Annotated in this window: 24 protein-coding genes and 1 pseudogene; 18 read left to right on the forward strand and 7 right to left on the reverse strand. The window is 69.8% G+C overall.

Annotation, left to right across the window (positions count from 1 at the left end; all coding sequences use genetic code 11):
- Positions 1–24: 24 nt before the first annotated feature.
- Positions 25–1890, reverse strand: a complete 1866-nt coding sequence (locus ACQPWZ_RS33865; RefSeq protein ID WP_405574975.1) for a glycoside hydrolase family 15 protein — start codon at positions 1888–1890, stop codon at positions 25–27.
- A gap of 208 nt (positions 1891–2098) precedes the next feature.
- Here ACQPWZ_RS33865 and ACQPWZ_RS33870 point away from each other — a divergent pair, with 208 nt between their 5' ends.
- From ACQPWZ_RS33870 to ACQPWZ_RS33920, 11 genes are all read left to right on the forward strand, one after another.
- Positions 2099–3187 (forward strand): LacI family DNA-binding transcriptional regulator, encoded by a 1089-nt coding sequence (locus ACQPWZ_RS33870; RefSeq protein WP_433573337.1) that lies wholly within the window; start codon positions 2099–2101, stop codon positions 3185–3187.
- Entirely contained in the window at positions 3184–4731 is a 1548-nt protein-coding gene (locus ACQPWZ_RS33875; protein ID WP_340477223.1) for a sugar ABC transporter ATP-binding protein, read from the forward strand. Before ACQPWZ_RS33870 ends, ACQPWZ_RS33875 begins: the two co-directional genes overlap by 4 nt.
- Entirely contained in the window at positions 4721–6682 is a 1962-nt protein-coding gene (locus tag ACQPWZ_RS33880; RefSeq protein ID WP_405574980.1) for an ABC transporter permease/substrate-binding protein, read from the forward strand. The genes ACQPWZ_RS33875 and ACQPWZ_RS33880 overlap by 11 nt, the downstream gene beginning before the upstream one ends.
- A gap of 110 nt (positions 6683–6792) precedes the next feature.
- Positions 6793–7707: a ribokinase gene (locus ACQPWZ_RS33885; protein ID WP_433573338.1), complete on the forward strand. Its 915-nt coding sequence runs from the start codon at positions 6793–6795 to the stop codon at positions 7705–7707.
- Positions 7704–8093: a D-ribose pyranase gene (gene rbsD / locus ACQPWZ_RS33890; protein WP_405574984.1), complete on the forward strand. Its 390-nt coding sequence runs from the start codon at positions 7704–7706 to the stop codon at positions 8091–8093. The genes ACQPWZ_RS33885 and rbsD overlap by 4 nt, the downstream gene beginning before the upstream one ends.
- 93 nt (positions 8094–8186) lie before the next feature.
- Complete coding sequence (locus ACQPWZ_RS33895) at positions 8187–9017, forward strand: DUF4397 domain-containing protein (RefSeq protein ID WP_433573339.1); 831 nt, start codon at positions 8187–8189, stop codon at positions 9015–9017.
- Positions 9018–9679: 662 nt separating this feature from the next.
- On the forward strand, positions 9680–10207 hold the full coding sequence (locus ACQPWZ_RS33900; protein ID WP_433573340.1) for a TspO/MBR family protein: 528 nt from the start codon (positions 9680–9682) through the stop codon (positions 10205–10207).
- Positions 10208–10317: 110 nt separating this feature from the next.
- On the forward strand, positions 10318–10473 hold the full coding sequence (locus tag ACQPWZ_RS33905; RefSeq protein ID WP_313942358.1) for a DUF6131 family protein: 156 nt from the start codon (positions 10318–10320) through the stop codon (positions 10471–10473).
- A 321-nt stretch (positions 10474–10794) separates the two neighbouring features.
- Entirely contained in the window at positions 10795–11193 is a 399-nt protein-coding gene (locus ACQPWZ_RS33910; RefSeq protein WP_383246935.1) for an ACT domain-containing protein, read from the forward strand.
- A gap of 139 nt (positions 11194–11332) precedes the next feature.
- On the forward strand, positions 11333–12028 hold the full coding sequence (locus ACQPWZ_RS33915) for a L,D-transpeptidase (protein ID WP_356699793.1): 696 nt from the start codon (positions 11333–11335) through the stop codon (positions 12026–12028).
- Positions 12029–12489: 461 nt separating this feature from the next.
- Complete coding sequence (locus ACQPWZ_RS33920; RefSeq protein ID WP_433573916.1) at positions 12490–13224, forward strand: NPP1 family protein; 735 nt, start codon at positions 12490–12492, stop codon at positions 13222–13224.
- 101 nt (positions 13225–13325) lie between these two features.
- On the opposite strand, the gene ACQPWZ_RS33925 is transcribed toward ACQPWZ_RS33920, so the two are convergent.
- A complete protein-coding gene (locus ACQPWZ_RS33925; RefSeq protein WP_433573341.1) occupies positions 13326–14282 on the reverse strand; it encodes an anti-sigma factor RsbA family regulatory protein in 957 nt (318 codons plus the stop codon).
- On the reverse strand, positions 14279–15148 hold the full coding sequence (locus tag ACQPWZ_RS33930) for an MEDS domain-containing protein (RefSeq protein WP_433573342.1): 870 nt from the start codon (positions 15146–15148) through the stop codon (positions 14279–14281). Before ACQPWZ_RS33930 ends, ACQPWZ_RS33925 begins: the two co-directional genes overlap by 4 nt.
- 339 nt (positions 15149–15487) lie before the next feature.
- On the opposite strand from ACQPWZ_RS33930, the gene ACQPWZ_RS33935 reads away from it, so the two are divergent.
- The gene (locus tag ACQPWZ_RS33935; protein ID WP_405574997.1) at positions 15488–16711 is read left to right on the forward strand and encodes a PP2C family protein-serine/threonine phosphatase; all 1224 of its coding nucleotides are present in this window, start codon (positions 15488–15490) and stop codon (positions 16709–16711) included.
- Positions 16712–16749: 38 nt separating this feature from the next.
- Here the strand turns inward: ACQPWZ_RS33935 and ACQPWZ_RS33940 are convergent, their stop codons facing one another.
- On the reverse strand, positions 16750–17925 hold the full coding sequence (locus tag ACQPWZ_RS33940) for a serine hydrolase domain-containing protein (RefSeq protein ID WP_433573343.1): 1176 nt from the start codon (positions 17923–17925) through the stop codon (positions 16750–16752).
- Positions 17926–18187: 262 nt separating this feature from the next.
- Between ACQPWZ_RS33940 and ACQPWZ_RS33945 the strand changes: the two genes are divergently transcribed.
- The 5 genes from ACQPWZ_RS33945 to ACQPWZ_RS33965 all read left to right on the forward strand — a co-directional run bounded on the left by ACQPWZ_RS33945 (position 18188) and on the right by ACQPWZ_RS33965 (position 23106).
- A complete protein-coding gene (locus tag ACQPWZ_RS33945; protein ID WP_383238833.1) occupies positions 18188–19924 on the forward strand; it encodes a D-glucuronyl C5-epimerase family protein in 1737 nt (578 codons plus the stop codon).
- Positions 19925–20113: 189 nt separating this feature from the next.
- Positions 20114–21271, forward strand: a complete 1158-nt coding sequence (locus tag ACQPWZ_RS33950) for an LLM class flavin-dependent oxidoreductase (protein WP_433573917.1) — start codon at positions 20114–20116, stop codon at positions 21269–21271.
- The gene (locus ACQPWZ_RS33955; RefSeq protein ID WP_433573344.1) at positions 21268–21885 is read left to right on the forward strand and encodes a CE1759 family FMN reductase; all 618 of its coding nucleotides are present in this window, start codon (positions 21268–21270) and stop codon (positions 21883–21885) included. The genes ACQPWZ_RS33950 and ACQPWZ_RS33955 overlap by 4 nt, the downstream gene beginning before the upstream one ends.
- Positions 21886–21943: 58 nt before the next feature.
- Positions 21944–22396, forward strand: a complete 453-nt coding sequence (locus ACQPWZ_RS33960) for a VOC family protein (protein WP_356699780.1) — start codon at positions 21944–21946, stop codon at positions 22394–22396.
- Between the two features lie 107 nt (positions 22397–22503).
- Complete coding sequence (locus ACQPWZ_RS33965; protein ID WP_433573345.1) at positions 22504–23106, forward strand: HD domain-containing protein; 603 nt, start codon at positions 22504–22506, stop codon at positions 23104–23106.
- A gap of 96 nt (positions 23107–23202) precedes the next feature.
- On the opposite strand, the gene ACQPWZ_RS33970 is transcribed toward ACQPWZ_RS33965, so the two are convergent.
- The 3 genes from ACQPWZ_RS33970 to ACQPWZ_RS33980 form a co-directional block, all read right to left on the reverse strand.
- Positions 23203–24282, reverse strand: a complete 1080-nt coding sequence (locus ACQPWZ_RS33970; RefSeq protein ID WP_433573346.1) for a sensor histidine kinase — start codon at positions 24280–24282, stop codon at positions 23203–23205.
- Positions 24275–24979, reverse strand: coding sequence for a response regulator transcription factor (locus ACQPWZ_RS33975; protein WP_433573347.1), 705 nt, complete (start codon positions 24977–24979; stop codon positions 24275–24277). The genes ACQPWZ_RS33970 and ACQPWZ_RS33975 overlap by 8 nt, the downstream gene beginning before the upstream one ends.
- A 98-nt stretch (positions 24980–25077) precedes the next feature.
- Positions 25078–25782 carry a VanZ family protein gene (locus tag ACQPWZ_RS33980; protein WP_433573348.1) on the reverse strand — a complete coding sequence of 235 codons (705 nt, stop codon included), beginning with the start codon at positions 25780–25782 and terminating at the stop codon, positions 25078–25080.
- A 223-nt stretch (positions 25783–26005) separates the two neighbouring features.
- Here ACQPWZ_RS33980 and ACQPWZ_RS33985 point away from each other — a divergent pair.
- Positions 26006–26251, forward strand: a pseudogene (locus ACQPWZ_RS33985) (VOC family protein); the annotation flags it as partial.
- Positions 26252–26352 lie beyond the last annotated feature (101 nt).

Below are 26352 nucleotides of genomic sequence, written 5' to 3' on the forward strand. Positions count from 1 at the left end.
CCGTCCCGCCGTGCGGGGGACGCCTCAGGTCATCCGGTGGTCGAGGTTGATCGCCGAGCTGATGAGGGCGAGGTGCGTGAACGCCTGCGGGAAGTTGCCCAGATGCTCGCCCGTCAGCCCGATCTGCTCGGCGTACAGACCCACATGGTTGGCATAGGTGAACATCTTCTCGAGCGCGAGCCGGGCGCGCTCCACCTCGCCCATGCGCACCAGTGCCTCGACCCACCAGAACGAGCAGATGGAGAACGTCCCCTCGCTCCCGTCCAGTCCGTCCGGTGCCTCTTCCGGGTTGTAGCGGAACACCAGACTGTCCACCACGAGCCTGCGCTCGATGGCCTCGACGGTCGACCGGAACCGGGGATCGGTGGGGGAGAGGAACTTGACCATCGGCATGAGCAGCAGGGACGCGTCCATGATCGTCTTCGGGTGACCGTCGTCGTCGGAGAGTCGCTGGACGAACGTGCGCTCCTCCGGATTCCAGCCGCGCGCCATGATCTGGCCGTAGATCTCGTCGCGGACCCGCATCCAGCGGACCAGGTCCCCGGGCAGACCCCGCTGGCGGGCCATTCTGACCATGCGCTCGAGCGCGACCCAGCACATGAGCCGCGAGTAGGTGTGCTTCTGCTGCCCCGCCCGCGTCTCCCAGATGCTTTCGTCGGCGCCGTCCCAGTTCTTCAGCAGCCAGTCGAGGATGCCGCACAGGTCGGCCCAGCTGTCGTGCGAGATGCCCGCGCCGTACTTGTTGAACAGATAGATCGAGTCGATCAGTTCACCGTAGATGTCCAGCTGGCACTGATCGCTCGCTCCGTTGCCGATGCGCACCGGATGCGATCCCCGGTACCCCTCCAGGTGGTCGAGCGTCTCCTCGGGGAGGATCGCGTCGCCGTCGATCGAGTACATGACGCGCAGTGGTCCCGCGGCGCCGTTCGTCGCGTTGCGCAGACGCGCGGCGAGCCAGTCGATGAACTCCTGCGCCTCCTGCGTGAATCCGAGGCGCACCATCGCGTACAGGGAGAACGCGGCATCCCTGATCCACACGTACCGGTAGTCCCAGTTGCGCCGGCCGCCGAGTTGTTCGGGCAGCCCGAGGGTGGGCGCGGCGATGATCGCACCCGTGGGCTCATGGGTCATCATTTTCAGCGTCAGGGCCGAGCGGTGGACCATCTCACGCCAGCGGCCGGTGTACGTCGACTGCTTCAGCCAGTTGCGCCAGTACGTCACCGTGGCATCGAAGAGCTCGTCGGCGGCGGTGGCCTCCACCGGGTCCGACGTCGTGCCGTCCTCGTCGTCGGCCGTCTCCAGGATGAAGAGCGCCGTCTCGCCCTCACGGAGGACGAACCGGGCGTAGGCGTCGGTCGCATCGAGCTCCAGGTCGACGGTGGAGCGCACCGAGAGGCTGATCTCCCGGCCCGTGAACCGTACGCCCTGGCGGGTCCGCTCGGTGCGGGGCATTTCGCGGCCGTAGTCCAGTCGCGGTGCGATCCGCACGGACATCGTCATATGGCCTCGCACATTGACCACCCGTCGCACGAGGCGCTGCCTGTGGTCGGGGTCCTTGTCGCGGAGGATGGGCATGAAGTCCTGGACCTCGACGATGCCGTGCTCGGTGAGCATCCGCGTGAGGAGGATGTTCGTGTCGGGAAAGTAGAACTGGTGGTGGGTGACGCTCTCGCACCTCGGCCGGATCTCCCAGTAGCCGCCACGCTGTGCGTCGAGCAGGGAGCCGAAGACGCTGGGGGAGTCGAACCGCGGGGCGCAGAACCAGTCGATCCGTCCGTCGGTGCCGACCAGGGCCGCCGTGCGCAGATCGCCGATCAGGCCGTGCTCGGCGATCGGCAGGTACCCGCTCGGGTCGCTGTCGGTGGGCTCCTGTGCTCGCGCTGTGGTCATTTCCCGGCACCTCGCCACCCCGGTGACTCGTCCTGCCCAGTCTCACTCACCGGTGCGGCGAACGCACGCTGGTCACGATCCGGTATCGGTCAGCGGTCCGACCCTTGCGTTTCAGCCATGTAATCGATTCCAATCGGCCGTGTAATCGTTTCCATGGCTCACTGCCGTGGTGCGAGGCGCACGGAACCCACAAGGAGGTGGACCGTCGATGGCGAGCATCAAGGATGTCGCGGCCGAGGCCGGAGTCTCCGTTGCCACGGTCTCCCGCGTCCTCAACAGCCATCCCTCCGTCAGTCCCGGGGCGCGGGCCCGCGTCCTCGCCGCCGTCGACACGCTCGGCTACCGGCCGAACGCCGTGGCACGGTCGCTGCGCACCGATCAGACCCGCACCCTCGGCCTCGTGATCAGTGATGTGCTCAATCCGTACTTCACCGAGCTGGCCCGCTTCGTCGAGGAGGAGGCCCGCGCGCTCGGCTACAGCGTGATCATCGGCAACGCCGACGAGCGGCCCGAGCTCCAGGACCACCATGTACGGACCCTGCTCGACCGCCGGATCGACGGCCTGCTCGTCTCACCCGCGGACGGACGGTCCCCGCTGACGCTGGACGCGGCACGCAGCGGTACCCCGATGGTCTTCGTCGACCGCTGGGTGCCCGGCGTGGACGTGCCCGTCGTGCGTTCCGACGGCCGGCAGGCCATCCGGGATCTCGTCGGCCACCTGCACGGCCTCGGCCACCGCAGACTCGCCATCATCGCGGGTCCCGCGGCCACCACCACCGGACGCGAGCGTGTCGACGCCTTCCGCGACGCGCTGCGCGAACACGGGCTCCCGCTGATCGACGCGTACATCGGGCAGGGCGACTTCCAGGCCGAGAGCGGCCGCCGCGCCACCGAGGCGTTCCTGGCGCTCGCCGAGCCGCCCGAGGTGGTCTTCGCCACCGACAACCTGATGGCACTTGGAGCTCTGGACGCCATCCGTGGACACGGCCTGCGCGTACCGCGGGACATCGGGCTCGCCGCCTTCGACGACATCCCGTGGTTCCTGCACACCGATCCACCGATCACGGCGATCTCCCAGCCCACCGCCGAGCTCGCCAGAGCCGCGGTCCGGGCGCTGGCCGACGTGATCGAGGGCAGACCCCCGAGCTCCGTCAGCCTCCCCGCGCGTCTGGTCGTACGCCGCTCCTGCGGTGAAGGCGGCGCGCATGCCGAAAGCGCCGGCAGACCCGAAGCGCCGGACGTCCCCGGCACCCCCGAAACCCCCGACCACCCCGCGAGCCAGAGGAGCAACTTGTGAGCCACCCCGACGAGTTGCTGCGCATCGAAGGACTGCGCAAGACGTTCCCCGGCGTCGTCGCCCTCGACGCCGTCGACTTCGACCTGCGCCGCGGTGAGGTGCACGTCCTGCTCGGCGAGAACGGAGCCGGCAAGAGCACCCTCATCAAGATGCTCTCCGGCGCCTACCGCCCCGACAGCGGACGCATCCTCGCCGACGGGCGCGAGGTCCGCATCCACAGCACCCAGGACGCCGAACGGCTCGGGATCGCGACCATCTACCAGGAGTTCAACCTGGTCCCCGATCTCACGGTTGCCGAGAACATCTTCCTCGGCCGTCAGCCGCGACGGTTCGGGATGATCGACCGCCGGCGCATGGAGACGGACGCGGCCGCGCTGCTGGACCGCGTCGGACTGCGGGTCTCCCCGGGCGCCCTCGTCCGCGAACTGGGCATCGCCCGGCTCCAGATGGTCGAGATCGCCAAGGCACTGAGTCTCGACGCCCGCGTTCTGATCATGGACGAGCCGACCGCCGTGCTCACCTCGGAGGAGGTGGACCAGCTCTTCCGTATCGTGCGGCAACTGCGCGAGGACGGCGTGGGCATCATCTTCATCACCCACCACCTCGAGGAGATCGCGGCACTCGGCGACCGGGTGACCGTCCTGCGGGACGGCCGCAGCATCGACGAGGTCCCCGCGTCGACCCCCGAGGCCGAACTCGTACGGCTGATGGTGGGCCGGAGCATCGACCAGCAGTATCCGCGGCAGCGCCCCGAGGTGGGCGAGCCGTTGCTCTCGGTGCGCGGGCTCACCCGGGGCGGCGTCTTCCACGACGTCAGCTTCGAGGTGCGGGCCGGTGAGGTCGTCGGCCTCGCCGGGCTCGTCGGCGCAGGACGCACCGAGATCGCCCGGGCCGTCTTCGGTGCCGACCCCTACGACACGGGCACCGTCGACGTACGCGGCAAACAGCTCCGCGGACACGACGTGAACGCCGCAATGCGGGCCGGCATCGGCCTCGTCCCCGAGGACCGCAAGGGCCAGGGACTGGTGCTCGACGCCACGGTGCAGGAGAACCTCGGCCTGGTCACCCTGCGCTCGGCCACCCGCGCCGGACTCGTCGACCTCAAGGCGCAGCGCGTCGCGGCCGCCCGGATCGCCGAGCAACTGGGTGTACGGATGGCGGGCCTCGGCCAGCACGTCCGCACCCTGTCCGGCGGCAACCAGCAGAAGGTCGTCATCGGCAAATGGCTTCTCGCCGACACCAGAGTGCTGATCCTCGACGAACCGACGCGCGGAGTCGACGTCGGCGCGAAGGTCGAGATCTACCAGCTCATCAACGAGCTGACCGCGTCCGGTCACGCCGTCCTGATGATCTCCAGCGACCTCCCCGAGGTCCTCGGCATGAGCGACCGGGTGCTCGTCATGGCACAGGGCCGCATCGCCGGTGAGCTCACCGCACACGAAGCCACCCAGGACGCGGTGATGGCGCTCGCCGTCAGCGCACCACCCACGACAACCCCCGCACAGAACGACGCAGTGAACGAGGAGGGCCCCCGTGGCCAGTGACACGCTCAAGAACGACACGGGCAAGAGCGGCGCCTCCGCCTCGACCCTGCGCCGGATCCTGCTCGACAATGGCGCCCTGACCGCGCTCGTGGTCCTGGTGGTGGCGATGTCGCTGCTCTCCGGCGACTTCCTGACCACCCAGAACCTTCTCAACGTCGGCGTCCAGGCCGCCGTCACCGCGATCCTCGCGTTCGGCGTCACCTTCGTCATCGTCTCGGCAGGCATCGACCTGTCGGTCGGATCGGTGGCCGCGCTCAGCGCCACGGTCCTCGCCTGGATCGCGACGTCCGAGGGACTACCGGTCTGGCTCGCGGTCCTTCTCGCGATCGGCACGGGCCTGGCCTGCGGTCTCGTCAACGGCGCCCTCATCTCCTACGGCAAACTGCCGCCCTTCATCGCCACGTTGGCCATGCTCTCGATCGGCCGCGGACTGTCCCTGGTCATCTCCCAGGGCAGCCCGATCGCCTTCCCCGACTCCATCTCCGTGCTGGGCGACACGCTCGGCGGCTGGCTGCCCGTCCCGGTCCTCGTGATGATCGGCATGGGCCTGATCACCGCACTGATCCTCGGCCGCACCTACATCGGCCGCTCGATGTACGCCATCGGCGGCAACGAAGAGGCGGCCCGCCTCTCGGGCCTGCGCGTCAAGCGTCAGAAGCTCGTCATCTACGCCCTGTCCGGTCTCTTCGCAGCGGTCGCCGGAATCGTCCTCGCCTCCCGGCTCGTCTCCGCACAGCCCCAGGCCGCGCAGGGCTACGAACTCGACGCGATCGCCGCGGTCGTCATCGGCGGCGCCAGCCTGGCCGGCGGAGTCGGCAAGGCGTCGGGCACGCTCATCGGCGCGCTCATCCTCGCCGTGCTGCGCAACGGTCTCAACCTCCTCTCGGTCTCCGCCTTCTGGCAGCAGGTCGTCATCGGTGTCGTCATCGCCCTGGCCGTCCTGCTCGACACCCTGCGCCGGCGCACCGGAACCACGGCGGCGGCCGCGGGCGCTCCCGGTACCGGAGGTCCGGGAAGCGGGAAACGCGGTGCGGTGAAGCTCGGCGTGGCCGCCGTGTGTGTCGCGGCCGTCGTCGGTGGTGTGTCCCTGCTCAACCCCGGCTCCTCCGGGACGACCACGAAGATCGGGATGTCGCTCTCCACCCTCAACAACCCGTTCTTCGTGCAGATGAAGGACGGCGCGCAGGCGGAGGCCAAGGCTGCGGGCATCGACATCACGGTCACCGACGCCCAGAACGACGCCTCGCAACAGGCCAACCAGCTGCAGAACTTCACCAGCTCCGGCGTGAAGTCCGTCATCGTGAACCCCGTCGACTCGGACGCGGTCGGCCCGGCGGTCCGTACCGCCAACAAGGCCGGCATCCCGGTGATCGCCGCCGACCGCGGTGTCAACAAGGCCGAGACCGCGACCCTCGTCGCGTCCGACAACATCGCCGGCGGCAAGCTCGCGGCGAAGACGCTCGCCGACAAGCTCGGCGGCAAGGGCACGATCGTCATTCTCCAGGGCACGGCCGGCACCTCCGCGAGCCGGGAACGCGGCGCGGGCTTCGCCGAGGGGCTCAAGGCCTACCCGGGCATCAAGGTCGTCGCGAAGCAGCCCGCGGACTTCGACCGCACCAAGGGGCTGGACGTCATGACCAACCTGCTCCAGGCCAACCCCGGCATCAACGGTGTCTTCGCCGAGAACGACGAGATGGCACTCGGCGCGGTCAAGGCGCTCGGCGCCAAGGCGGGCACGTCCGTGTCCGTGGTGGGCTTCGACGGAACTCCCGACGGCCTCAAGGCGGTTCAGGCGGGCACGCTGTACGCGTCGGTCGCCCAGCAGCCCAAGGAGCTCGGGAAGATCGCCGTCCAGAACGCGGTGAAGGCCGCGCAGGGCAAGGAAGTGAGCAGCACGGTGAAGGTGCCCGTGAAGGTCGTCACCAAGGCGAACGTCGACGACTTCTCCTGAGCCGCGGTCGGGAGGGCCGCGGGTTCGCCGCGGCCCTCCGACCCGCCGGATCCATCCGGTCCGGCAGGCACACACCCCCCACCCGAGAGAACGAGAAGGCAGGACCAGCGATGCACGACCACGGCCCCCACGACCTGCTGGTCATCGGGTCGGCCAACGCCGACCTGGTGATCGGGGTCGAACGCCGCCCGGCGCCGGGGGAGACGGTGCTCGGCTCCGACCTCTCCGTCCACCCGGGCGGAAAGGGCGCCAACCAGGCCGTCGCCGCCGCGCGCCTCGGGGCGCGCGCCGCGCTGATCGCGCGGGTGGGCGACGACGACCACGGCCGCCTGCTGCTCCGGTCGCAGCGGGCGGCGGGTGTCGACACCGCGGGCGTCCTCGTCGGCGGCGCGCCGACCGGCGTTGCGCTGATCACCGTGGACCCGTCGGGGGACAACAGCATCGTGGTGTCGCCCGGCGCGAACGCCCGGCTGACACCGGCGGATGTCAGGGCGGCCGAGGACCTCCTCGCCGAAGCACGCGTGATCTCGGTCCAGCTGGAGATCCCGCTGGACACGGTCGCCGAAGTCGTGGCCGTACTGCCGCCGACGGCCCGTCTCGTCCTGAACCCCTCCCCGCCCGCACCGCTTCCCCCCGACGTGCTCGCGGCATGCGATCCCCTGGTCCTCAACGAGCACGAGGCACGCTTCATCCTGGGCCCCTCCGCGGGAGCCACACCCGAGGAGTGGGCCGCGGGACTCCTGGCCATCGGCCCGCGCTCGGTCGTCATCACGCTCGGCGCGCAGGGGGCGTTCGTCGCCGACACGCGGACGGGTGCTCCCGTCCACGTGCCCAGCCCGCGGGTGGAGGCGGTCGACACCACCGGCGCCGGGGACGCGTTCACGGCCGCCCTGGCGTGGCGGATCGGCCTGGGTGAGCCACTCGCCACCGCAGCCGCGTTCGCCGTGCGTGTGGGCGCCGCCGCCGTCACCGGGCAGGGCGCACAGGAATCCTTTCCCACGGCCGAGGAGGTCGCTGCCCTGTGAAGAAGACAGGCATTCTGAACCGCCACCTGGCGGGCGCCCTGGCGGAACTGGGGCACGGCGATCTGGTGCTGGTCTGTGACGCCGGCATGCCCGTCCCCGACGGACCGCGCGTGGTGGATCTCGCGTTCCGGGCAGGAATCCCGTCGTTCGCGGACGTGCTGGACGGCCTGCTGGACGAGCTGGTGATCGAGGGCGCGACGGCGGCGAGTGAGGTCACCGAGGCCAACCCCGAGGCCGCCCACCTCCTCGCGCAACGGCTGCCGGGGCTGGACTTCATCACCCACGACGAGCTGAAGGCGCGCTCGGCGACGGCCCGTCTGGTGGTACGCACAGGAGAGGCGCGCCCCTACGCGAACGTGCTGCTGCGCTGCGGCGTCTTCTTCTGAGCGGAGGCCGGCTGCGCATCCGCCGACCGTCCCGGCAGGGAAGTACGGGCGAGACCCGCACCGCGCGAGTCCGCCACGAAGGGATGCCGGATCATGAATTCCCGTACCTCCGCAGCAGTCGTCGCCTCCCTCGGCGCATGTGCTCTGGCACTCGGTGCCGCCGCTCCTGTCGGCGCCGCGGAGCAGAGCGCGGACCAGGCCATGGTCTCCGTCTTCCACGGTGTGCCGGGCCTGACAGTGGACGTCTACGCGAACGGTGACGAACTCCTGGGTGACTTCAAGCCCGGCACACTCACCGAGCCGCAGTCCCTCGCCGCCGGCTCCTACGACCTGAAGGTCTTCAAGGCGGGCGAGGGACCTGACGGTACGCCCGCGATCCAGAAGACGATCGACGTGCCGGCCGGCGCCAATGCGACGGTCGTCGCCCATCTGTCGGCCGACGGGACGCCGGAGCTCGACGCCTTCGTCAACAACGTCTCCAAGGTGCCTCCCGAGAAGGCGCGGCTGACGGTACGTCATGTCGCGGCGGCACCCGCCGTGGACGTACGGGCCGGCGGAACACCGCTGTTCAACGGGCTGGTGAACCCTCGTGAGGCCACCGCCGATGTGGACGCGGGCACGGTCTCCACCGATGTCGTGCTCGCCGGCACGGACACGGTGGCCATCGGGCCCGCGGACCTGGAGCTCGCCGAGGGAACCGGCACCGTCGTCTACGCATGGGGCAGCGCCGCCGACAAGAACCTCGCCCTGAAGGTGCAGTCGTTGGACGGCATGCAGTCCACCCCGGGTGCTGCCGCCGACAGCCCGAGTGCCATGGGCGTGACGAACTCCTCGGACTCCTGGCTCGTGGGAAGTGCCGCCGCAGGGGTCGCCGCTGTGGCGGGCGCACTCGTCCTGAGCCGTCGGGCCCGCGAGCGTGTCTGACCCCCGCCGGTCGACCACGGTGGTCAGGTCCCCCGCTGCGGGGTCCCGTGCCGGTCCGCTGCCGGCCGGGCCTCCCCGTCGTGCAATGCGTACAGGGCCTTCGTTCTCGTCGGCGCGGAGGAGGAGACGGTGGCGGAGCACCTCGATCCGGCGGACCTCGTGGAGCTGTCCTTGGGAGCGGCGGGTGAGGCGGACCTGGACGAGGAGGTTCGGCGGCATCTGCGGGAGTGCGCGCAGTGCCGCCACGAACTGGAAGGGCTGCAACGCGTCGTGCGGGCCGCGCGTTCGGCCGGCCCGGCGGACCTGCTGCGGGCTCCTCCCGGCAGGGTGTGGGAGGCGATCGCGAGGGACATGAGGGCGGACCCGTACGCGAGGGTGGCCCGGTCGTCCACCGGGACCGCCGGGCCTGTCGAGGAAGCATCGCTCCGCCCGACTTGGCGCCGCCACAAGCCGATGCTTCTCCTCGCCGCCGCGTGCTTCCTCGCAGGAGCGGCCGCGGGCGGAGCCGTGTTGTGGTGGAAGAGGCCCGCAACGGCAGTCCCGCGGACGTGCTCGCGCGCAGCGGTATGGCCCGCGGGCCGTTGCCGCGCCGGCGCAGGCACTCTTCGGCCGTTTGCGGGTCGTCCTCCATGGTTCGCCGGGCGCGGGGAAGGAGTCGGGACATGAGGCTGATCAGCGAGCGCACCGACCCCGGTTCACGCGTCCGGTGGAAGTACTACGTGGCCGCGGGGACGGCGGTCGCGGCGACGGCCGTCGCGGGATCGATCGCCGTCGACCCGACGACATCCTGGTACCGGGCACTGTCCAAGCCACGGTGGCAGCCGCCCCCGTGGGCGTTCGGCGCCGTATGGACACCGCTGTACGCGAGCATCGCCTGGGCGGGCGGCCGCGCCCTCGACCGGGCCTCACCCCCGGACCGGAAGCCCCTGGCGATCGGCCTGGCCGTGAACCTCACCCTCAACGCCGCCTGGAACTGGCTGTTCTTCCGGGCCCGCAGCCCGCGCGCCGGCCTCCTCGGCACCCTGGCGCTGGACCTGAGCAACACCCATCTCCTCGTCCGCACCGCGCTCAGCAGCCGCTCGGCGGGCGCCGCGCTCGTGCCGTACACCGCCTGGTGCGCGTTCGCCACCGTCCTCAACGCCGACCTGGCCCGCCGCAACCCCAGGGGCGTCCGACTGCGGTCGGCATGACCGCTCCTGAGCGTCGGGCACAGGATCAGTGACCGGTGCGGAGGGCGCGTGGTTTACCGCGGCGAGATGAGGCAACCCGGCTGGTGCGGGACCCACCATCGGAGGACGCAATGATCATTCTCGGACTCATCCTGCTCATCATCGGTGCCATCGCGGGCATAGGCATCCTGTGGACCATCGGGCTCATTCTGATCGCGGTCGGAGCCGCACTGTGGATTCTGGGAAAGGTGGGCCACGCCGTCGGCGGTCGCCAGCACTATTGGTGACCGGCGACTGACCGCCGGCTCGCCGGCCGGCACAACGGTGCGCCCGCACGTCGGGACAGGGCAGACACCCCCTCGGGTTCTCGGGGGTGTCTGCCCTGTCGCTGTCCGTGGTCGGCCGAGGCTCAGGAGTGACCCGCGTGAGGCCCGTGATGGGCCCCGGTGCGTGCGTATGCGTCGCGTGACGGGCTGCGGGCAGTGGGTGAGCACCGCCGGTGGGCGGTTCTCCGCACCCCGCGGCGATGGCCCGCTCGGCACCGCTGCCTCAGGCGCGGAGGGTGCCGTGCCCGCGCCCCAGGCGGCACCCCGGATAGCGTGGTGATCATGAATGGTGAGCGGGACCTTCGGAAACTGCTGAGCGGTATGCGCCCCGAGCTGAACCCCGGGCGCTATGTGTTCACCTCGGTCGACGGCGGTGTCCCCCGCGGTGTCACCCCCGTGGTCACGGTCACCGAGCCGGAGGGGCTGACGTTGGTGCTTCCCGTGGAGGAGGCCGATGCGGCGGGCCTGGCCTACGACTACGTCGCCGGCTGGATCACCCTGCGTGTCCACTCCGCCCTGGATGCCGTGGGCCTGACCGCCGCGGTCGCCGGTGAACTCGCCGACGCGGGCCTGAGCTGCAACGTCGTCGCCGGATTCCATCACGACCACCTCTTCGTCGCCCACGCGCGCGCGGCCGAGGCGCTCGGTCTGCTGGAGAACCTTGTGCGGCGTTCCGGATGATCTGACCGCACTCGTACCTCCCTGTGGCTGTTGTCACATACGGGCCCAGGGGGTGGAACTGGTGCTTGGTGCAACTAATGTGGCTTCTCTGTCGTCTTCCGGGCGACAGCGCACCATGCACGAACGAGGAGTGTCAGCCGTGGGGGACATACGTCGCCGGGGAGCCGTCGTACTCGGGATCACCGCCCTGGTGGCCCCGCTCTCGGTGGTCGTGGGGAGCACGACCGCCCAGGCGGCTTCCTGTACGACACAGACCGGCACCTATCAGAAGCAGGTCGAGCGGTTCCTCGGCCGCCCGGTGGACGGCAAGCAGTCGGTCAACGACTGCAAGGCGATCCAGGCGTTTCAGACCAAGCACGCGATCAGCCCCGCCGCCGGCCTGGCCGGTCCCGTCACCTGGGGCGTCATGGATCTCATGAACCGGCAGAAGGCCGTCGGCCACAACCCGAACAAGGCCGGCGCGTGCCCCGTGAACAGGGGCCGGATCGCCTGTGTCGACCTGACGCTCCAGCTCAGTTGGATCCAGGACGGAACGAAGCTCGTCCACGGACCGGTACCCGTGCGCACCGGCCGCGACGGGCACGAGACCCGCACCGGGCTGAAGAAGGTCTCCTGGCGCGACATCGACCATGTCTCCAGCCTGTACGACACGCCGATGCCCTACAGCCAGTTCTTCGACGGAGGCCAGGCCTTCCACTCGGTCGGCATCAGCGTCTGGGGGCAGCCCGGCTCGCATGGCTGCGTGAACATGACCAAGACCGACGCCGCCGCGTACTGGAAGCTGCTCCGCACCAACGACGACGTCTTCGTCTACGGCCGCAAGCCGGGCACCTGAGCGCACCACCCTCCCCGCGGGAGCCGGCCGGCCGTCGGTCCCTCCGAAGGCGGCGAGCGCAACCGGCCGAGCGATGAGTGAACCAACTCCGGTCACAGTGCTGCCATTCGGCTGCGCCTCCTGAACAACACCGGGCAGAATCCTGCGCAGTTTGACTTCATGCCCATGCCACGCGGGAGCATCCCCGGGCCCAACCCCCCTTCCTCTCCGCAGTATTGGGCGTTCCTTCACCAGAGCGACATCTGTCCACTCTCCGAAGGCCGACGGAAGTGGGAGACGGTGCTCCGGGCATGCCGCAGCCGGACTGCCCGTCCCGCGACGGTGTCGATCAGGAGGACGCAGTGAACAAGAAATGGTCGTCGAGGGCCTTCGGGCGCCCCACACAGCCCGCCGTGTCCGCGGACGGTGCCTCCACGGCCCGCAAGCCGAAGCAGTCGCGGCGGCTGGGCAGACTGTCGCTCATGAGCTTCGCCGGAGCCGTCGTCCTGGTCGTGGCGTCACCGGCCACCGCCTTCGCCGACCCCCCGCGCGCCCTCCCCGGCAACGCCAACGGTCTCGAGCAGACGTTCCAGCCCGCCTACGACTACGACCGCGACGGCTGCTACTCCTCTCCCGCCATCGGCCCCGACGGGACGATCGCCCCGGGACTGAAGCTCGGCGGTGACGTCAACGGCAGCTGCCGCGATCTGTCCGACCTGGAGAACACCAACGGGTACTCGCGGGAGAAGTGCAACAACGGGTGGTGCGCGATCGTCTACGCGCTCTACTTCGAGAAGGACCAGGTGTCACTCGGCGGCGGCAGCCTCGGTCACCGCCACGACTGGGAGCACGTCGTGGTGTGGGTGCAGAACAACCAGGTCGAGTACGTGTCGACCTCCGCGCACGGCGGGTTCACGGTCCACAACCGTTCCCAGATCCGCTTCGACGGAACACACCCCAAGATCGTCTATCACAAGGACGGAGTGAGCACCCACACCTTCCGTGCCGCAGGCTCCGGTGACGAGCCGCCGGAGAACCACAGGGGTACGTGGCAGTTCCCGACGCTCGTGGGCTGGAACGGCTATCCCGCGGGCCTCCGCGACAAGCTGAGCGCGGCCGACTTCGGCAGCGCCACCCTCGGCATCAAGGACGATCAGTTCAACTGGCACCTCTCCAGGGCCAAGCCGGCGAACATCCCGTTCGACCCGAACGCCTGACCGTCGGGCCCCGGCCCCCTCCGCACGCGGACGGGGGCCGTCGGCGCAACGGCCGCTCGGCGTCATGCCGTTGGCGGGCTCGCGCTGCTCGCCCGCGCTGTTCAGCGGGTGAGTGCCATGTGGAGTCGTAGCGTCAGACCCGTCTCGGCGGCCCGTACCTCGACGAGATCGCAGAGGTGGTGGATCATCCAGAGACCTCGGCCACCGTTGGCCGAGGCGATGGACGGCCGGCGACGGCCCGCCAGAGGGTTGGACAGCCGACCGCTGTCACGGACTTCGGCGACGGCCGAGCCGCTGTTGCTGGTCCACAGGCGCAGTGTGCCGCTGCCGCCGCCATGAGCGATCGAGTTGGCGGTCGCCTCGCTGATGGCGAGGACGAAGTCGCTGCGTCGCCCGAAGTCGAGCGAGGTGCCGAGGGCCCACGTCTCGGCGTGTTCGCGTATGAGACCGAGCTGGCCTCGGCCGTAGGCGAGCGAGGACGCTTCGGCCGGTTCCGGAAGCGGCTCGTCGCAGTCTGCGCAGACGACAGCGGGGTCGATGTACGCGGGACTGGCCTGGTGGCTGCCGTCCTCGATGAGTGTCGGGTGGGTGCGGCGGGCGTCCGCGAGGATCGACTCGCCGAGCCGCTCGACGTCGTAGGGACAGAGAATGGTGGCCGCGCGGCCGGCGAAGGCCGTGTTGATGAGTGCCTCGTGCCGCGTCGCTTCGAGGACTTCCTCGTGGGAACGGGACGGCCAGATCGGCTCGCCGACGATACGGGCGGACCGCCCGGTGTGGCGGTCGGCAAAGCCCTGCAGGGCGGACAGAATGCGTCCGGGGTTGATGCCGAGGACGGTCATGTCCTTGAAGTCGACACCGCGTCCAGAGGCGCCGATACTGTCGCGCAGTGCGGCCAACTGCGGCCCGGGTACGGCCACGAGCACGGGTTCGTCCGCCTCCAGGGCCCGGGTGACGAAGCCGCCCACCTCCGCCACGTACTCGTCGAGACCGCGGTAGAAGAGGCCGGGGTGGACGAACGCTTCGGTCTGCGGCTCCCGGACAACCTGCGCTTCGCTCATGCTGCCACCTCCAGCACCGTGCACTCGTCGGGGAACAGTTCGGCCACACGTTGCAGGGAGGGTGGCGGCCACCGCAGCACGAGACGGCGGCCCTGACTCCTGAAGATGCCTGCCGTCTCCACCAGTGCCCCTACCGCGTCCATGCCGAAGAACCGCGTCCCGGACAGGTCGAGATGGACCACGCTGCCGGGCATCCGGGGCAGGGTGTCCAGCACGGCCGTCAGGACGGTGCGGGTGTCCGTGTCGGCGTCGCCGCGCAGCCGCAGCCCGGAGCTGCCGGTCAATGGGACGGCCGTCAGGGGCGCGTCGACCCCCGCGACGGGGGTGAGGGACGGCGACAGATGGATGTGATGGGCGGCGAGCAGGACGTCCGACGGTGTGTCACGCCGGTCGTAGAGACATATCCCGGTCAGCGGGAGATCCGCGTACACCTCTGCCTCGACCCGCAGTTCGTACTCCAGCAGACGGTCGGCCCCCGGTGGTCGCCGCAGGTGCCAGTTCATCTCGCCGACCACCCGCAGTCCCGGATATCCCTGCGCCACGGCTTCTCCGCACGTGTCGCGCAGCCCCGCGATCAGCAGGTCCGGATCGAAGGGGAGCCGCTCCAGATAGCTCCGGTGGGTGTCCGTCACCCGCAGCTGCCCGCTGCTCAGCAGCGTGTCCACGTCCACGCCGTCGGAGCGGAGCAGCGAAGCGATCGCCGACGGCTCGGCCGTGTCCGCGAAGAAGAGGACCTGCTGCCCCTGCGCCAGCCCCTCGCGCACCGACGCGGTCACCGTGGCGGCCCACTCGGCGCGACTGCGGTAGGCATGGCAAGCATGGACGCCCCGTGGCGGGGCCGGCCGACCGCCGCTGGCTGCAGGCACCGTTCCTCCTCGCGAAGCGGCGGTCCCATGACGCCTCCGTGCACCGCCCGAACGTCGAGACTACAAGGCCGGAATCGGTCGCGCTGGGGATCCGCCCCGGAGAGTGAGGGGAGGTGACCGCGGGGCCGTCGGCGGCGTCGGGCGGCCGGTGCGGCACCGGCCGAAGAGCGGGGAGGCCGGGCGTCCCCGATCCGGACCCTGCGTTCGGGTCTCGCGTTCGCCGCCCCCTCGTGCTGCGCATGCCAACCCTCGCGGAAGGGGCGAAAGGCTCGTAAATTGATCAGTGGTGAGTGGTGAGTGGTGAGCGGCGAGGCAGCGGACATGTGAGCACGTGATGCCATGAGACTCGACTACGCAGCGTTGTTCTTCGCGACGCCCAGTCCCTGTCTCGTGCTGGACCCGGACCTCATCATCGTCGATGCGAACCGCGCGTATCTCCGGGCGACGGTCCGCACCAGGGAGGACCTGGTCGACCGCTTCGTCTTCGACGCCTTCCCCGACAATCCGGGGGACCCCGATGCGGAGGGCGTGCCGAGCCTCGCGTCCTCGTTCCGCCGGGTCCTGGAGACCAGCAAGCCGGATTCGCTGGCGCCGCAGCGCTATGACATACCGCTGGTGGACAGCCCCGGTCGGTTCGAGGAGCGGTGGTGGTCCACCACCAACACGCCCGTCTTCAGTCCGACCGGCGAAGTCGCCTGGATCCTTCACCGGGTCGAGGATGTCACCGCTTTCCTCCAGGACATTCGGCGGAGCGGTCCCGACAGACTGCGGGAAGCGGGAATGGAGGCCGAACTCTACGGACGTTCCCGCGAGTTGCAGCGTGTCAACGAGGAACTGCGGCAGGCGCACGCGCGCGAGCGCCAGGTCGCGGTGGCTCTGCAGGAGGCGATGCTCCACGTGCCCGACCTCGACAAGCACCAGGACATCGCCGTGCGCTATCTGCCCGCCGTCGGATCGCTCAATGTGTGCGGCGACTGGTACGACGTCGTCGACCTCGCGCACGGCATCTTCGCCCTCGCGGTGGGAGACGTGGTGGGGCACGGTTTGCAGGCGGCGACCGTGATGGGCATGCTGCGCAGCGCCCTGAGCGCGGCGACGCGCGCCGTCGACGGTCCGGCCAAGGCCCTCGAAGTCCTCGGCCTCTACGCCCGCTCCGTCGAGGGAGCCGTGGCCACCACCGCCGCCGTGGTGACCGTCGACACCAGCCGGTGCCTCATGACGTACAGCTGCGCCGGTCATCCGCCACCCATCCTGATGCGCCCGGACGGCAGCTGGGAAGCGCTCGACCAGGCGACCGACCCCCCACTGGGCGCCCGCCCCTCCCATGTCCCCCGGCCCCAGACGAGTCGCCCCTACACCCCCGGCGCCATGCTCGTCCTCTACACGGACGGACTGGTGGAGCGACGGGGCGAGGACATCGACGTCGGACTGGACCGGCTCGCGGGCGCCCTGGCCCACCACCGGCAACTCGGCGCGGAGCGCCTGGCCGATGCCGTGCTGCGTGAACTCGACGTCAGCGGCGGCGCGGCCGACGACATCGCGCTGGTCATCGTCCGGCTGTGACCGCTCGGGGGGCGGGCGCTGTGGGACCGGCCCGTGGATCAGTCCTCGGCGGTCGGCGGAAGGAACGCGGCGCGGACGATGCGTTCGCCGACCGGATTCATACCCTCGGCCTTCGCGTCGAGCGCATTGACCGAGTACACGAGCGTCCGGGACAGGTTCCTGGTCGCCGCGACGATGGTGCTGTAACCCGGCCGGGAGCCGGTCTTGAGCCACAGGATCAGTCCGCCCCCCGCGTCGTAGCGCTGGAGCCCCGCGCTCATCACGGCGCCCTTCACGTCCGCCACCGTGAACATCTCCTTGTCCAGCAGCGGTTGTGGGACCAGCTTCCCGCCGAACAACGCGAAGAGAAGCTTCTCCAGGTCCGCGGTGGTGGAGATCATGTCGCCCGCCGCCCACCGGTCCGACATGTTCCACAGCGTCGCGTCGACGACCGTGCCGTCCGTCAGCTTCTGGTAACCCCGGTTGTGCGGCCCGTGGATGCGCGGGTCGGGACCGCTCGGGAAGGACGTGTGCCGCATATCGGCCGGCCGGAAGATGCGCACCTGGGCCTGGTGGCGGTAGGAGTCGCGCGTGACCTTCTCGATGAGCATGCCGAGGACCGTGTAGTCGATGTTGGCGTACCGCTGCTTCCGGCCCGGCCCTTCGTCCGGTCCCCGGTAGGGCCCCTTGGCGACGGAAGCGGCCACCACCTCTTCGGGGGTGAGGGTCTTGAACCGGTTCTCGTACCCTTCCGCGTTCTCCGGACCGAGAGAGGCACCGGGCTGGAGCCCACTGGTGAAAGTCAGCAACTGCCGTACGGTGATGGGGTCGAAGGCGTCCGTCAGCAGGCCCGGCAGATATCTCTGCACGGTGCCGTCGAGATCGATACTCCCCTCCGCGGCGAGTTGCAGCACGATGGCCGAGGTGACCACCTTCGTGGTGGACCCGGCCCGGAACAGTGCCCCTTCCAGAGCTTTGCGATTGCTCCGCAGATCGTGCACCCCCGCGCTTCCCCGCCAGCTTCCCCGGCCACCGACGCGTACGAGAGCCGCAGTGGCGTGCTGGTCGGGAAGCCCGAGCAAAGCCTTTTCGAGGGCCGCTGCGTCGGGTCCGGTCGCCTGACTGTCCGTCACCCGGACATCCGGCGTCACGGCCAGGGCGGGCGGTGCGAGCGCGCTCGCGCCGAGGCCCAGGACGAGGGCGGCGGTCAGAGCGGTACGTCGGGGAATGCGCAAGAGATGCTCCGTGGTGTCAACGGGCTTGTCCGTACGGGGTTCATCCTGTCGAGCACCGGCGGGAGGGGAAATCGGCGAGAAGTACGGCACCGACCCTGACGGAGCCCCGGGGTAACTGCGTTGCTGCGGAGGGGAGTTGTCAGGGATGGCCCCTAAGACCGGCCGGAATTGGATGCCGTCATGTGATCAGCGGGAGATATGATCTTCACGCCGCATTCATCTCGCACTCACGCTTCATCCAAGCCCTGGGGGGGCCTCAGCCATGTCCGAAATACCGCCGACCCTTGACCGCAGACGCCTGCTACGCCTCGCTGCCGCGGGTGCCGCCGTCGCGGCAGGGGGGACCTTCGCCGGACCCGCGTCCGTCGCGACGGCCGCTCCCGTCCCCACGCCGTTCCCCGGGATCCCGCGCTCCCTCGCCCTGAGCGTCCCGCGAGGAGTCGACGGAAGCGCACCCCTGCCGCCGCTGCCCGACCCGATCTCCGAAGGCCGGATCGCCAGGCCGAGCCGGAGCATCCCGTACGCCCCGGGTGCGCCCGACCCCCGGACGGTCACCGACGACGTTCCGACAGAGCTGCCGTTCGCCTTCAACCGGACCGGGTACACGATCGCCACCGATCTGCCCGACTACCTGCGGCCGTGGCGCGACCGCCCCACCACCTGGGCGAATGTCACCCCCAACTCGGAGCACGTCTATCTGGATTCCCAGGGCGTCGTGCAGTACCGGCCGGGCTGGAACGAGCCCGGCTACGACCAGCCCGTCACCCAGATCCAGTTCGGCCTCGGCTGCATCACCAGCTACCGCACCGAGCAGGACCCCGCCCGCAAGGCACTCTTCCTGACGCGTGCCAAGGCGCAGGCCAACCGGCTGATCGAGAAGCGCGTCGAGAAGCGTGGCGCCTGGTACTTCCCGTACCCCTTCGACTTCACACACGCGGCGCACAGCGGCGTCTCCTACCGTGCGCCGTGGTATTCCGGCATGGCGCAGGGCGAGGCCATCAGCCTCTTCATCCAGCTGTCCGAGCTGGACGGACTCACCGCGGAGGAGCGGACGCTCTACCGCGCGGCGGCCGACGGCGCGTTCTCCTCGCTGCTCCGCGCCGACGACGCGCAGCCGTGGGTGATCAACAAGAACGACTCGGGCTACCTGTGGATCCAGGAGTACCCGGGCGCGCAGCCGGGCACCGGTGACTACACCTACAACGGCATGATCTTCGCCATGTTCGGCCTGTGGGACTACTTCGTGGCCACCGGCAACCAGCTGGCCGCCCAGCTGTACGACGGCTCCGCCACCACCATGGCCCGGTACTTCCCGCTGCTGCGCAACGTCCGCTGGCACTCGTACTACTGCCAGACCCACCGCATTCCCGCACCCACGTACCACCAGCACCACATCAACCTGTTCCGCCAGCTGCACTGGCAGACGGGCAGCCCGGACTTCGCGCACCACCAGGACGTGCTGACGGACGACTTCCCGTCGCCGTACCTGCGCGACGGCTCCACCATCGCGTTCGCCGCGGGCACCCACACGCTCTACCGCCTGGACACGGCCGCCGATGGCACCTGGGTCGCTGCCAAGGGCGACGCGCAGCTCGAGACGAAGAAGGTCACCTTCGCCCGGGCGACCCAGGCGCCCGCGGCGATGAGACGCCGTATCGAGGACCGCGGCATCTACTACCGGATCGGCGCGGGCGCGTACGCCGACTGGTGGGTGGGCGAGGTGTGGCCGAGCTCGTTCCTGCGCGGTGAGTACCTCACCACGGTCTTCCGCCCCCAGCGCACGCTCACCTTCCCCGGCGGCAACCAGCCGGTGGAGGTCTACCGCTTCACCGAGGACGGAACGGCGGCGAGCATCAAGACGGTCGCGTTCGCCAACCCGTCCAACGCGCCCTTCGACCGCAGGGCGATCGTCAACGGCCGGCCGATGTGCCAGATCACCGCGGGCACGCTGACCGGCTACTGGGTCGCGGCGAACCAGATCACGACGGACGGGCACTGACCCTCGCCTTGATGGTGGCGCGCCCCTCGGGGTGCGCCACCACCGGCGGCCGTCGCGGGCCCACGACCAACCGGCGCGGCAGCGGTGTGCACGGGTTCTGCGGGACAGGATCGTGCGTGACAAAATGGGGGAGAGCCCGGGCAGTAAAGCCAGAGGGAGCTCGGAATGGAATCTTCCGAAGCGTCTGGGATGCAGTTCGGCATCTTCACCGTCGGTGATGTCACGGCCGACCCCACGACGGGGCTCACCCCTGCCGAGTCGGAGCGTATCCAGGCCACCGTCGCCATCGCGCGCAAGGCCGACGAGGTCGGACTCGACGTCTTCGCCACGGGAGAGCACCACAACCCGCCGTTCGTGCCGTCCTCACCGACGACGCTGCTCGGCTACATCGCCGGGCAGACCGAACGCATCATCCTGTCGACCTCGACGACCTTGATCACGACCAACGACCCGGTCAAGATCGCCGAGGACTTCAGTGTGCTCCAGCACCTGTCCGGCGGCCGTACCGACCTCATGCTGGGACGAGGGAACACCGGCCCGGTCTACCCGTGGTTCGGGCAGGACATCCGCAAGGCCATCCCACTGACCGTGGAGCACTACGGTCTGCTGCGCCGCCTCTGGCGCGAGGAGGTCGTGGACTGGGAGGGAGAGCTGCGAAGTTCGCTTCAGGGCTTCACCCTTGCGCCCCAACCCCTCGACGGCGTCCCGCCGTTCGTGTGGCACGCCTCGATCCGCACGCAGGAAGTGGCTGAGCTGGCGGCCTACTTCGGTGACGGATTCTTCGCCAACCACATCTTCTGGCCCGCCTCCCACACGCGGACGATGGTGGAGCTGTATCGCCGACGGTTCGCACACTACGGCCACGGACGGCCGGAGCAGGCCATCGTGGGCCTGGGCGGGCAGGTCTTCATGCGGCGCAACAGCCAGGACGCGGTCGACGAATTCCGGCCCTACTTCGACAACGCACCGGTCTACGGGCACGGCCCGTCGCTGGAGGACTTCACCTCGATGACGCCGTTGACGGTCGGATCACCGGCTGAGGTGATCGAGAAGACGCTGGGCTTTCGTGAGTACGTCGGCGACTACCAGCGACAGCTCTTCCTCGTCGACCACGCCGGCCTCCCGCTCAAGACCGTGCTCGAACAGCTCGATCTCCTCGGGGAGGAGGTGGTGCCGGTCCTCCGCAAGGAGTTCGCGGTCGGCCGGCCGGCGGATGTCCCGGCAGCACCGACACACGAGTCCCTGGTGCGCGCGCGTCGGCACGAGGACAGCCACCTGCCCGAGGACGAGCCGGCGAACAAGTCCGAGAACGAACCCGAGAACGAAGACGATCCGGATACGCGATGAAACTGACCATCATCTCCGGCGGCCTGCGTGAGCCGTCATCGACTCGACTCCTCGCCGACCGGCTGGTCACAGCTGTGACCGGTGAAGTCGAAAAGTCCGGCGACCGTGTCGAGGCGTCGTTCGTAGAACTCCGCCGGCTGGGCCACCCCATCATGGACGCGATGCTGACCGGATTCGCGGGGGAGTCCCTGGAGTCGGCCTTCGCCAGGGTCGCGGAAGCCGATGGCGTCATCGCTGTCACCCCAGCGTTCAACGCCTCCTTCGGCGGGCTGTTCAAGTCCTTCTTCGACGTACTGCCGGAAGACACCCTCGCCGACATGCCCGTTCTCATCGGTGCAACCGGCGGTACCGAGAGGCACTCCCTGGTTCTCGAACACGCTCTGCGGCCGATGTTCTCCTATCTGCACGCGATCGTGTCCCCCCGCGCGGTCTACGCGGCCACCAGTGATTTCGGTTCCCAGACGGGCGCCGCCCTCGGAGAACGCATCACCGCCGCCGCGGCCGACTTCGCCCGTCTCCTGCGCGCCTGTGGTCCGCGGGCTCGACGGGAGGTGGCCGACGAAGACCTCGCGTCCATGCAACAGCTGCTGGGCGGTGCGGTCGCCGGCTCGTAGACCGAGCCGGGCCCGTGTCGACCACACGGCGGCCGTCCACAAGGTGAAGGGCTGATCCATGCGCAGCGAAGATCTTCCGGCCCCCGACACGGGGTTGGTCCTCACACACTTCCTCACCGTGGCGGACGTCCCACGATCGCGTGCGTTCTATACCGACGTCCTCGGTGGCGAGGTCGTCCTCGAGGAGAACCCGTGCATCGTCAAACTCGCGAACAGCTGGCTCCTCATGAACCCCGGCGGCGGGCCGACCCCCGACAAACCCGACGTCACGCTGCATCCGCCGACCGATCCGACGACGGCCACAAGCTTCCTCAACATACGTGTGGCAGACATCGAGAACGTCTATCGCGAATGGAGCGCCAAGGGTGCCGAGTTCCTCACTCCACCGATCGACCGGAAGGCGGAGATCCGGTGCTACGTCCGCGACCCGGACGGCTATCTCATCGAGGTCGGGCAGTCCACGGGGCTGCTGAAGGGGATTCTTGCCGACCCACCGGCCGGTGAGGACTGACGAACCGGATCCGCACGTGACGGTCCGGCCGGCGCTACGCGTACGATGCTGCCTCCTTCATCAGCGCTCCCCCTCCCGGGCTGAGCGGCACCAGTAGTGTCTGCGGGATGACCGCGACGCCTTGCGACTCCTTGCTCCGTGCCCTCGACGCCCCGGGCGAGCCGCCTCTGCGGCCGCTGCCGCCCGTGGTGACGGAACTCCTGCGTTCGCTGGAGGTCCCGCCCCGTCTCGCGGCGCACCTGCGCGCCGTCCACGATGTTGCCGTCGAATTGTCCGATGGGGTGCGGGACCGCTACCCGGACCTTGCCGTCGACCGTGACGCCGTTCTCTTCGGCGCGGCGACCCATGACATCGGCAAGACCCTGCACCCCGAGGAGCTCGCCGGGCCCGGCTCAGCGCACGAGGCGGCAGGCCGTGACCTGCTTCTGGACCGCGGCTTCGAGCCGGCCCTGGCCCGGTTCGCCGCCACGCACGCGAGCTGGGACGACCCCGCCGTGACGATCGAGGACCTCCTGGTCAGCACGGCCGACAAGGTGTGGAAGGACAAGCGCGTCCCCGACCTCGAGGACAGGCTGGTCCGGGCGCTGGCCGGGGCGACGGGGCGGGAGCCCTGGGAGGAGTACCTCGCGCTCGACGACCTGCTGTCGGGGCTCGGCGCAGACGCCGGCCGTCGCCTGGCCTTCCAGTCGGAGTTTCCGGTCCACCCGTGACGCGGGCCGCTCGGCGGCACGGGGGCGTCGTGGAGCGGGCCCGACGGGTCAGGCTTGTTCGGCTGCTCAATGATCCAGCGCCCTCGGGGACGATGCCTACCGCGTACCGGGAAGACGCACCGTGACGAGCAGACCGCCGGCGGGGCGGGGGACGAGGTCGAGCGTTCCGTCGTGGGCGCGCACGACGCTGTCCACGATGGCCAGACCCAGGCCGACGCCCGCGTGCTCATCGGTGCGTACGCGTTCCGCGCCGCGCTGGAAGGGTTCGGTCAGGGTCGGCACCAGTTCCGGTGGGAGCCGGTGGCCCGTGTTCTCGACCCGCAGCACGCTCATGTCGCCGTCCGCCTCGGTGTGGACCGTCACGGTTCCGCAGGCAGGGAGGTTGTGGACGATGGCGTTCTGGACGAGGTTCGTCACCATCCGCAGCAGGAGCTCCGCGGAGCCGCTGGTCCGGGCCGCCCCGCCGGTGACGTCGAGCGTGATCCGGCGCTGTTCGGCGAGGGGAAGCAGCGTTTCGGCGGCTTCTTCGGCGATGAGGGAGAGGTCGACGCTCTCGCGGGTGACGTTTCCCCGGTCGCCGCGGCTGAGCAGCAGGAGTGCCTCGGTGAGGTCGATCGCCCGCGTATTGACAGCGTGCAGGCGTTCGATGAGTTCGCCCCGGTCCCGCGTGGGGTCCTTGCGGGCGACGTCGAGGAGCGTCCGTGAGATCGCCAGCGGGGTGCGCAGTTCGTGGGAGGCGTTCGCGGCGAACCTCTGCTGCTCCGCGACGTGGGACTCGAGTTGCCGAAGCATCGAGTCGAACGCATCGGAGAGCTCACGGAATTCGTCCTGGCGGCCCTTCATGCGGATCCGGTGGGACAGTGATCCTTTCTCGGCCATCCGTGCCGCAGCCGTGATCTGTGTGAGGGGTGCGAGCATCCGGCCGGCGAGGATCCATCCCCCCAGAAGGCCGAACACGAGCAGGAGGACCATCGCCACGGCAGCGGCGGGGGCGAACATGCGCGCCAGGAGATAGCGGTTGGGCGCGATCCCGAGAAGGCCCTGGGAGTTGTCGGGTACGTAGCGCAGCAGGAACACCCACACGACGGCCAGCAGGAGAGCGCCGGCGACGGCGAGGAACCCGGCGTAGCTGAGGGTGAGTTTCCATCGGACGCTGAGCCCTGGGCGTCTATCCATGCGTCGAGCCGGGGCCGGTGTCCGTACCGGGGCCCGTACCGGTGTCGATCCGGTAGCCGACGCCGGGCACCGTGGCGATGACCCATGGCTCGCCGAGCCGTTTGCGCAGCGCGGAGACGGTGATGCGCACAGCGTTGGTGAGGGGGTCGGCGTTCTCGTCCCAGGCCCGTTCCAGCAGCTCTTCGGCGCTGACGACCCCGCCCTCGGCGGAGACGAGGACCTCCAGCACGGCGAACTGTTTGCGGGTGAGCGCGACGTAACGTCCGTCGCGGAAGACCTCCCGGCGGAAGGGGTCGAGCCGCAGCCCCGCGATCTCGCGGACCGGGGGCCGGGCGTACGCGCGTCTGCGGTCGAGCGCCCTCAGCCGCAGGACGAGCTCCCGCAGCTCGAACGGTTTGGTGAGGTAGTCGTCGGCGCCGAGCCCGAACCCGGATGCCTTGTCGTCGATCCGGTCGGCAGCGGTGAGCATGAGGATCGGGATGCCGCTGCCGGAGGCGACGATGCGCCGGGCGACCTCGTCGCCGGAGGGGCCGGGGATGTCGCGGTCGAGAACCGCGAGGTCGTAGGCGTTGACGCCGAGCAGTGCCAGGGCGGAGTCGCCGTCGCCGGCGATGTCGGCGGCGATCGCCTCCAGCCGGAGACCGTCACGGACGGCTTCCGCCAGGTAGGGCTCGTCCTCCACGATCAGTACGCGCATGTCCGAAGCCTAAGCAGGGGACCGTATCGCCGGTGTATGCGAAGGCGTGTGCAAGAACGTGTGCAGACCGGACCGATCGGACCGACCGGACCGACGCCTCAGCCCACCGGTGCCATGGCGGGCCGAGGCGGGTCCGACGGCGCTTCCGCCGCAGTGCGCCACCAGCGGCGCGACGCCAGCGCGGCCAGCACGGCGCCGCAGGCGTTGACCAGGACGTCGTCCACGGAGGACACCCGGTCCAGCCGCAGGACGTACTGTGCCGTTTCGACGAGGACCGAGCAGCCCACCCCGAGCGCCAGGATCCGCGGCACGGACGCCAACGCCGCGAACCGCATGGGGGCGAAGAACCCCAGCGACGCGAAGACCAGCAGGTTGCCGGCGATCCCCAGAGACCCCATCGTGACCAGATCGCGCAGCGGCACAAGGCTCACCCGGGCGGGGACGAGGCCGGCCCCGCCGCCCGGCATCATGGTCAGCCAGAGGAACGGCACCGTCCCGTGGACCATGCCCACCTCGGCGAGCGACATCCGCCACGCCGATGGGATGCCCGCGGCACGCCGACGGCTCGCCAGAGCCCACACCACCAGTGCGGCCAACGGCAGTGCGACCAGGGTCATGAGCACCACACCGTTGAACGTGTCGAAGCAGCCGTGCCACCGCCCGGCCATGCACATCGGAGCGGACATCATGAGCGGCCGCCACAGGACGAACAGGGCGCTCGCCACGCCGAGGACCGCCAGGCCGATGAGCACGATCCCGCGTGCGCGGCGGGCCGGTGCGGACAGGGATGCGTTGTGGTTCATACCCCCATGGGAGACGGAGGGCCGTTGCGGTGGCGTATGCGGTTTTCGATAGGCCCGCGACAGGGAGGCTGGTCGTCGGAGCGACGCCCTGGCCGAGCCGTTGTCTCGTGGTCGCTTGCAACCGGCCGCCGAACAGCCCGGATGGGGTCTTCTGGGCCCCAAGCCCGACGAGTTGGCCGCCCTGCCGAGAGGTACGGCACGGGTCTGAGCTCGGTGGATGACCGAGTTCGAGATCCGCCCGGCGCCGGATCGCCTGCCGGGGTCGGACTTTGTCCGGGTCGACGAGAACAAGACGGCGAAGAGCCGACTGCATCTCGATTTCAGGCCGGATGACCAGGCTGCCGAGGTGGCTCGTCCTGTGGCCCATGGCGCACAGCATGTCGACATCGGTCAGGATGAGCGGTCCTGGGGCGTCCTGGCGGACCCCGAAGGCAACGAGTTCTGTGTCCTCGGCCGGCGGCGTCTGTGAGCCGCTGTCTCAACTCCGCGTTCGTTTCTGATCAGTTGGCGTCGATCCCACTCCGAGCCCAGGGCCTGTCCGGCATATCCGCCGGACAGGCCCTGGTCCCG

The organism is Streptomyces sp. CA-251247 (genome assembly GCF_050952975.1).
In the GTDB taxonomy this organism is placed as follows: Bacteria; Actinomycetota; Actinomycetes; order Streptomycetales; family Streptomycetaceae; genus Streptomyces; species Streptomyces achmelvichensis.

Bases quoted from the DNA above. Each gene is read 5' to 3' on its own strand.
- ACQPWZ_RS33900 (WP_433573340.1), top strand. From the start codon at position 9,680: ATGAGGCTGATCAGCGAGCGCACCGACCCCGGTTCACGCGTCCGGTGG.
- ACQPWZ_RS33895 (WP_433573339.1), top strand. From the start codon at position 8,187: ATGAATTCCCGTACCTCCGCAGCAGTCGTCGCCTCCCTCGGCGCATGT.
- ACQPWZ_RS33910 (WP_383246935.1), top strand. From the start codon at position 10,795: ATGAATGGTGAGCGGGACCTTCGGAAACTGCTGAGCGGTATGCGCCCC.
- ACQPWZ_RS33950 (WP_433573917.1), top strand. From the start codon at position 20,114: ATGCAGTTCGGCATCTTCACCGTCGGTGATGTCACGGCCGACCCCACG.
- ACQPWZ_RS33925 (WP_433573341.1), bottom strand. From the start codon at position 14,282: ATGAGCGAAGCGCAGGTTGTCCGGGAGCCGCAGACCGAAGCGTTCGTC.
- ACQPWZ_RS33935 (WP_405574997.1), top strand. From the start codon at position 15,488: ATGAGACTCGACTACGCAGCGTTGTTCTTCGCGACGCCCAGTCCCTGT.
- ACQPWZ_RS33945 (WP_383238833.1), top strand. From the start codon at position 18,188: ATGTCCGAAATACCGCCGACCCTTGACCGCAGACGCCTGCTACGCCTC.
- ACQPWZ_RS33955 (WP_433573344.1), top strand. From the start codon at position 21,268: ATGAAACTGACCATCATCTCCGGCGGCCTGCGTGAGCCGTCATCGACT.
- ACQPWZ_RS33960 (WP_356699780.1), top strand. From the start codon at position 21,944: ATGCGCAGCGAAGATCTTCCGGCCCCCGACACGGGGTTGGTCCTCACA.
- ACQPWZ_RS33885 (WP_433573338.1), top strand. From the start codon at position 6,793: ATGCACGACCACGGCCCCCACGACCTGCTGGTCATCGGGTCGGCCAAC.
- ACQPWZ_RS33865 (WP_405574975.1), bottom strand. From the start codon at position 1,890: ATGACCACAGCGCGAGCACAGGAGCCCACCGACAGCGACCCGAGCGGG.
- ACQPWZ_RS33975 (WP_433573347.1), bottom strand. From the start codon at position 24,979: ATGCGCGTACTGATCGTGGAGGACGAGCCCTACCTGGCGGAAGCCGTC.
- ACQPWZ_RS33920 (WP_433573916.1), top strand. From the start codon at position 12,490: ATGAGCTTCGCCGGAGCCGTCGTCCTGGTCGTGGCGTCACCGGCCACC.
- ACQPWZ_RS33870 (WP_433573337.1), top strand. From the start codon at position 2,099: ATGGCGAGCATCAAGGATGTCGCGGCCGAGGCCGGAGTCTCCGTTGCC.
- ACQPWZ_RS33980 (WP_433573348.1), bottom strand. From the start codon at position 25,782: ATGAACCACAACGCATCCCTGTCCGCACCGGCCCGCCGCGCACGCGGG.
- ACQPWZ_RS33970 (WP_433573346.1), bottom strand. From the start codon at position 24,282: ATGGATAGACGCCCAGGGCTCAGCGTCCGATGGAAACTCACCCTCAGC.
- ACQPWZ_RS33905 (WP_313942358.1), top strand. From the start codon at position 10,318: ATGATCATTCTCGGACTCATCCTGCTCATCATCGGTGCCATCGCGGGC.
- ACQPWZ_RS33965 (WP_433573345.1), top strand. From the start codon at position 22,504: ATGACCGCGACGCCTTGCGACTCCTTGCTCCGTGCCCTCGACGCCCCG.